This is a genomic window from Candidatus Gracilibacteria bacterium (assembly GCA_010119145.1).
In the GTDB taxonomy this organism is placed as follows: Bacteria; Patescibacteriota; Gracilibacteria; order BD1-5; family UBA6164; genus JAACSU01.
Window position 1 is genome coordinate 3367 of the sequence record JAACSU010000006.1, and the last position, 7102, is coordinate 10468.

7 protein-coding genes and 2 tRNA genes are annotated in these 7102 nt (G+C 35.2%); 7 read left to right on the forward strand and 2 right to left on the reverse strand.

The window, feature by feature from the left end; all coding sequences use genetic code 25:
* Nucleotides 1-26 precede the first annotated feature (26 nt).
* The gene (locus tag GW846_00145; GenBank protein ID NDK09179.1) at nt 27-350 is read right to left on the reverse strand and encodes a metallopeptidase; all 324 of its coding nucleotides are present in this window, start codon (nt 348-350) and stop codon (nt 27-29) included.
* 119 nt (nt 351-469) lie between these two features.
* Between GW846_00145 and GW846_00150 the strand changes: the two genes are divergently transcribed.
* Nucleotides 470-1039, forward strand: coding sequence for a hypothetical protein (locus GW846_00150; protein NDK09180.1), 570 nt, complete (start codon nt 470-472; stop codon nt 1037-1039).
* A 318-nt stretch (nt 1040-1357) separates the two neighbouring features.
* Here the strand turns inward: GW846_00150 and GW846_00155 are convergent, their stop codons facing one another.
* A complete protein-coding gene (locus GW846_00155; GenBank protein NDK09181.1) occupies nt 1358-1903 on the reverse strand; it encodes a hypothetical protein in 546 nt (181 codons plus the stop codon).
* A 212-nt stretch (nt 1904-2115) separates the two neighbouring features.
* Between GW846_00155 and GW846_00160 the strand changes: the two genes are divergently transcribed.
* From GW846_00160 to GW846_00185, 6 genes are all read left to right on the forward strand, one after another.
* Nucleotides 2116-3831, forward strand: a complete 1716-nt coding sequence (locus GW846_00160) for a DUF2207 domain-containing protein (protein NDK09182.1) — start codon at nt 2116-2118, stop codon at nt 3829-3831.
* Between the two features lie 67 nt (nt 3832-3898).
* A complete protein-coding gene (locus tag GW846_00165; protein ID NDK09183.1) occupies nt 3899-4594 on the forward strand; it encodes a hypothetical protein in 696 nt (231 codons plus the stop codon).
* Nucleotides 4580-4652, forward strand: a tRNA-Arg gene (locus GW846_00170). The genes GW846_00165 and GW846_00170 overlap by 15 nt, the downstream gene beginning before the upstream one ends.
* Before the next feature lie 34 nt (nt 4653-4686).
* Nucleotides 4687-4757: transfer RNA gene (locus tag GW846_00175), tRNA-Trp, on the forward strand.
* A gap of 151 nt (nt 4758-4908) precedes the next feature.
* Nucleotides 4909-5229 (forward strand): hypothetical protein, encoded by a 321-nt coding sequence (locus GW846_00180; GenBank protein NDK09184.1) that lies wholly within the window; start codon nt 4909-4911, stop codon nt 5227-5229.
* 341 nt (nt 5230-5570) lie between these two features.
* Nucleotides 5571-6506: a helix-turn-helix domain-containing protein gene (locus tag GW846_00185; GenBank protein NDK09185.1), complete on the forward strand. Its 936-nt coding sequence runs from the start codon at nt 5571-5573 to the stop codon at nt 6504-6506.
* Nucleotides 6507-7102: the final 596 nt, after the last annotated feature.

The window sequence follows — 7102 nt, forward strand, 5'->3', positions numbered from 1 at the left end:
TTCCGGAGTAAATATAGAGAGATAAATTAAAATATATTTTTCAGAATTTTTTCAACTTCCCGGTCGCTTATTTCGTAATAGCGGCCGCGGTGAGATAACAAAGCTCCTGAGAATGTTTTTGGAATATGCATTAGTTCATGAATTAAGGTTTTAACTTTGTCACGGTCGGATAATTTATCAAATCTTTTGGCATTGACTTCGATAATATAGTTTGGCTCGATTCCGACTACCTCATGAAATATCTTTGCCATTCCCCAGATTCTCGCTACCGCTCTGGTTTTAGCATCAAAACTGCGGATGCAGTGGATTTGGTTTGGTTTAATGTGGGTAAATTTTAATTCTTTTATCAAAACCCTGATCTGCCTTTTTATCTCCGGAGCTTTTTTATACTGCACCCAATCATTCTAACAAAAAATATTTTTCTTAGCATCTTTACATTTATACACAGACGTGAGATAATTACCATTAAATGATAGTTACTCTAAAAGAAAGACTAATTATTGAAAAGCAGATTCCAATACAAGCAATAAATACAGAACCAAAAGAAAAAAGGTTAACAATAGACCCTTTTTCTTTACCTCCGATTAGAGATGTGTTTGAACCGCTTATTAGTGTAGAAACAGTCAGATTTAATCCTTTTAATGGCGAAGTTTTTGTTCTTGGGCAAAAAAATGAACAAAACCAGACAGAAATTGACAACCTTGATCCGAAAAAACAAAGTTTTTGGTTGAACTATTCCCGTTTAGATGATGCCTGCTCTGCTTGTAAGGGATTTTACACTGAGCGAGGCAGGTCGGGTTTAGTTGAAAACACTGAAGAGGTAATTGATTCTGTTATTGGCAACCTTCCTCAGTTATCAGAAGCGAAGCTTAATGAATCAATAGTTTTAGAGTTAATTACAGATATTCACTCAAAACTATTATCAAAAGGGATAATTTTTGAAGGGGAGAATTACGAGTATTTTAGACGAGCTCTTTATTATTTTCGAGGGATTAGAAGGTGGCATTACTCTGAAGAGGAAAAAAGTCACGATTGGTAGCAGCTTTCCTAAACATTGTTAATGATCTGATTGGAGAAAAAGGAAAAGATCCGGAAGACTATTCACCGACTTTAGTAAATCTTTAACCGATCCAGAACTTATCCAGCCTCATGACTATAATTTACAACAATTAAAAGAAAGACTGTTAGGATCCTTTAATAAATATTTTCGTTTTCCAATTTTCAGGTGCGCTCCTGTTAAACAATCTGCAGAAGAAATAAAAAAATCCTGTTTGAAAATAATTAAGCTAATAGATACTTTTAGCGATTATTATCCAGGGCGTGTAGTCGACGAAGTAAAAAAAATAACAAGATTAACTTAAAACAAACCCTTAAAATTGTCTTCCTTAAACCCATTTTTCAAAAGCATTTTTAGAGCTTTTTCTTTAGTTTTATAGATTTTTAAGAAAGCTTTATAAGTTTCTTTTAATTCATAAGGGTAGATGATCCAGTCATCGATGATTTTTAAATAAAAGTCAGGTCTTGGTTTGATATAGGTTCTAATAATCGGAGCTAAAGTGTAGTATTTTTTTATCTTTAACGTCCGTAAATATTCTTTTACTTTAGCAAAAGTTTTTCCGTGATCGGCGATTTCATCGATAACTAAAAGAGTTTGGTTGTTCAGTTTTTTGTGCTCGGGTAACTCTGTTATTTCCACATTTTTTTGTTTATGGATGCCAGTATAAGAAACAGCAGTGAGATGAGAAATAGGAAGGTTGCCGAGAAGATCGGAGAACATCCGTGCCCAGACCAAGCCGCCGCGAGAGACACAAAGGATCCGATCAAATTTATATTTTTTGATTTTTTTGTAAAGCGCAAAGCAATCTGTTTCGAGTTCTTTCCACGAGACTTTGTAGAATTTCATATTTAAAAGCTCGATACCGAAATTTTTTAATCTTGTTGCGGGTCCTGTCTCGGGTTCATTCCCGTCGGTGCTCGCTTCGAACGATACCCCTCGACTGCGCGCCTGCCTGCCGGCAGGCAGGCCGTCCGGGATCCCTTTCCCCTCGACACCCGCAACTAATTCAACCAAAAAAATTTTATACCTTCGCTTTTAAATATGATACTATATTACTAATGAAAAAAATCCTGATCTGTCTTCTTTTATTTTTTTCAATCGTTTTTGCTGTTAATGCTGAAGAAATAAAAAGTTTTCAGTCTGATATTAAAATTAATAAAGACGGAACAATAGATGTTAAAGAAACGATAACTTATGACTTTGGCGATCTTTACCGTCACGGGATTTATAGGAACATTCCTTATATAAAAACGAACCAAGATGGGAAAAAACTTCAACTTGATTTTTCCAGCTTCTCCGTCACCGATGAGAATAATCTATCTTATAGATATTCTCGTTCAACAATAAATAACAATATTCAGCTTAAAATAGGTGACTCAAATATGACAGTAACGGGCGTTCACAGTTATGTTATCAGTTATCGAGTCGGTGGCGCCTTGACGTACTTTTCCGATCATGACGAGCTTTACTGGAATGTGACGGGAAATGAATGGGATGTGCCGATTAATTATGTTAATTCAGAAATAACATTACCTTATTTTTCGAGCAAAGTCGAGAAAAATAACGATAGTTCTCGACTAACTCGAACTATAAGTTATACCTGTTATACAGGAATTATTGGTAGTCGTGAAAGTCAGTGCAACTTTTACCACGATCGTGACAAAGTTCGTATTAATTCAATTAGTTCTTTAAACGCGGGAGAAGGCTTGACAGTTGTGGTTGGTTTTCCGAAAAATATTGTGGCGGTTTTGGAGCCGAAAGAATTTATTAGTTTTTGGAACACTTTCATTGGTAAATTGGTCGGATTGGTAATTGGCTTATTAGCGTTAATTTGGTATGTTTTCTTGCCTTTTTCCATCATCTATAAATGGTTTAAAACTGGACGCGATCCTAAAGGAACGGTTGGGATAACTACTGCCTGGTATGACCCGCCGAAAACTTCGGATGGAAAAAGATTTTTTACTCCCGGAGAAGTGGGAACCTTGGGCGATGAGACAGTTGATCTTAAAGATATTTCAGCAACGATTGTTGATTTGGCAAGGCGCGGATATTTAAGGATAGAAGAGAGAAAGAAGGGCGATTTTTTCCTTGTCCGCCGAAGTCTTGACGAAGGCGGATCTTTACTGTCATTTGAACAACTTTTACTGAATAAGTTTTTTAAGACGGAAAGCGAAATAAGATTAAAAAACGAGCATCTTTATGAAGAAGTGGAAGAAATTAAAAAAAGTCTTTACGAACAAACCGTTACAGCCGGACTTTTTCCGAAAAATCCCCAATCAGTAAGAACAGTTTATTATGTGATTGCTGGTATTGCTTTGTTTACGTTTAATTTTTTCCTAGCTATAGTAGCCTTTATCTTTGGTCGTGTAATGCCGAGAAAAACCGTCGAAGGCGTTAATGCTAAAAATGTCGCATTTTCTTTAAGAAATTTCTTGACGAGTCAAGAAAGACAGTTAAAATTTCAGGCTGAAACAGACCTGACTGCCGGCAGGCAGGTGATGTTTGAGAGACTACTGCCATATGCAGTGGCTTTTGGAGTCGAGAAAGTTTGGGCGAAGCGGTTTGAAACAATGAATATAAGGGAGCCTGATTGGTATCAGAGTTATTCTAGCGGACCGTTTAACAGTTGGATTTTTGTCAGCAGTCTTAGTTCTTCGATGAGCAGTTTCCGGACGGCGGCGACGCCAACGCGAAGTTCGTCTGGTTTTTCTTCAGGTTTTAGCGGAGGATTTTCTGGCGGAGGTGGTGGCGGTGGTGGAGGAGGGAGTTGGTAATAAAGTTGACTTCTAGAAAGAATAGGATTAAGCTATATATACTACAACTTATATTTGTAGGTACGACATGAGTCCTAAATGGAAAGAAACTATTAAAGAAAAAGCAAGGTTATTACGTAAACAGGGATATTCTTATGGACAATTAACAAAAGAGTTAAAAGTACCTAAAAGTACATTGCATGAATGGATTCGTGGAGTAAAAAGACCGGCTAAATTCAGTAGACTTGACAGGATTCGTTGGATTAAAGAAATACAGCCTTTAGGAGCTCAAGGAAATAAAAGAAAAAGAGAAAAAATCGTAAGTCAAATTATTAAGGAAGCTAAAAACGAAGTTTCTAAAATACAGATTAATCATGAAACAAGAAAAGCGATACTTTCTCTGTTATATTGGGCAGAAGGTACCAAAGTGAGAGGCGCCTTACAATTTGCCAATACCGATCCCAAATTAATCTTGCTTTTTATCAATCTATTACGACAATGTTATAAACTGGATGAAAGCAAATTTAGAATAAGATTACATTTGCATTATTATCACAAAGTGAAAGAAATAAAGGCTTATTGGTCCAAACTTCTTAGCATTCCAACTAACCAATTTGAAAAAATATACAGAAAGTCAAGAAGTAAAGAAAAAAAATTTAGAAGAAATTACGGAGGTATTTGTTTTGTAAAGTATTACAATGTATATCTGAAGGAAAAAATTGTACAATATGGATACGCTCTTGGAGAAAAGATAGCTGGTAAAGTACATGTGCCCGTAGCTTAACGGATAGAGCGCAGCCCTGCGGAGGCTGAAATTGAGAGTTCAATTCTCTCCGGGCACACAAAGAAGCGTAACAAAAACGATAGTTTGAAACAGGGGGCGTAGTTCAATGGCAGAATTGGGCTCTCCAAAAGCTTAGATGGGGGTTCGACTCCCTCCGCCCCTGCTTGATGAAGCCCCTTACCTTATTTATTGCTTTTCTTTATGGTTTGTCAGTTTTTTTTGTTTTTCCGCTGATTTTTATCCGCTTAAATTCATATTTTTTCTTGTCGGTTTATTCGTTTTTAGTATTAAAAATACTAGGAGTGATTTTGATTATGGCTGGAGGAGGATGTTGGTTATATTGCGCCGGATTGTTCCATTTCTTAGGTAAAGGCACGCCAGTTCCGACTCAACCACCGAAAAATTTAGTCATTAAAGGCTTATATCAATACACGAGAAATCCGATGTATATCAGCGTCCTAGTTATTTTATTAGGATATTTTTTCTTTTTCGGCCATCTTATGTTATTAACTTATTTGTTTCTCTTGGCTGGATTTTTCCACCTATTTATCACTCTTTACGAAGAACCGACTTTGAAAAAAAAGTTTGGAAAAGATTACAAAAAATATTTGAAAAAAACTCCACGATGGTTTTAAATTAATTTTTGATTTTTCTTTTTGGATATATTTTTTTTGGGCTTGAACTAGATACAGCCTTCGCATCTATATATAGACCTATATATGATAGTGCTAAAGCTGTAAAAATTGCAACGAAACTAAGAGGTATTGCTATCTCTGTTGCGGGGCTTAGTTTATGGATTGTCAATGCGTCTATGGCTACTTTACCTAATGTTCCCGCGGGTATGCCTAAAAAACCAAAGGCGATTTTAAGCAACGGACGTGAATTGTTCGTTTTTCGACTTTCGACAAAATGATTCTCCATAATTAAAACCGATTATATAGATTCTTGCATAAAGAGAATCTATTTGGTAAAATAGTTGACAAATTGGCAACTTATGGAATTTGGAGCTTTATTAAGACAATATCGTTTAAAATCCGGCGTCACTCTGAAAAAGTTAACAGAAGTAGTTTCTATTGATAATACTTACCTGTCTAAAATCGAGAATAATCTTCGCAGTCCTCCCAAAAGGAATATAATTATCGAAATAGCCAAAGCATTGGATTTAAATCCTGTCGAAACAGATAGATTTTTACTTTCTGCCTCTTTCGCTCCCATTAAATCGTTTTATGAAGAGAATTTTCTTTTAGCAGATATTTTATACTCTCAAATAAGAAAAAAAGGCATGAAAGCTATTTATGAAATTATTAATAGACCGATGGGAGGCGCTATTGTTATAAGAAACAATAAAATTTTAGTTAAACAAATCAGCACTAGTCCCATAAAAGGGGTTTGGGCTATTCCTCATGGATTTGTTAATCCAAAAGAAGGTGACAAAACTGCGGAAGACATCGCTTGCCGTTTAATAGTCAAGATCTTCGGTCAGGTAAAACTTAAGATTGTAAAAGAACTTACCAGGGAAGGAGAAGTATTACAAAATATCGATACGACTGATTATTTTATGAAGTTAGGACTATTTCCTCCTATTTTCAAAATTTACGAAATCCAAATAGAAAAAAAAGCTCAAATAAAAAGTCCAAACACTCTATTTATACCATTTGACGATATTATTAATTTGCCGGGTCTTATTCATCCGTTACTTTACCAAATTATGCAACCTTATATAAAAGATCCAAGAATAATAAAAAAACTTTATGAAAGAGGCCAGGAAACAATACAGAAATTAACTGGTAAAAGGAGTTTTTATCTGGATATGAAATCCTTCGCCGATAAAAGAATATCTAAAATAAGTTTTCCACCCGTAGGGTGACGAGGCTATTTTACACATATTGACATTTCATATTATTTGTCATAAATATTGTCTATAATTTAGACATGAAAGATTATAAACTTGATAAGGAAGAATTACAGATATTAAGAGACGTGGAGGCTGGTAAATATAAATCGGTAGCTAATTTAAAAGAGGAGATAAAAAGAGCTAGAGAGGCGGCCAAGAATACTCTTCAAAAAACCAAAAATATTAATATCCGTCTTTCGGAGCGCGATATTCAAAAGCTTAAAGTCAAAGCGGCCGAGAATAATTTGCCATATCAGACTTTAATCTCAATGCTTTTGCGTCAGTATACAAAAGGAGAGATAAGAATTACTTTATAAATAGAATTGGACACCCTAAGGGTGTCCAGGCACAAAATTATATTATTTATTTAACCAAAACCACGGTTTTAAGGTCTTCCTTATAAACAAAAACTATATTTTCTTTTGCTAATGTTTTTAGTTTGTTCGGACTTACATAAGGCGCTTCAATGGTATGGTTAGTTGGTGTAAACGATCTTAAAAAAACAATCTCTTTCGGATAAATATTAACAAAATTATTCAAAAGTTCCTTAAAACCGGCCCGAAAAACATAAGCCTTCCAGATAGAATCATTGCTGCTATCTGGCAAATTGACAA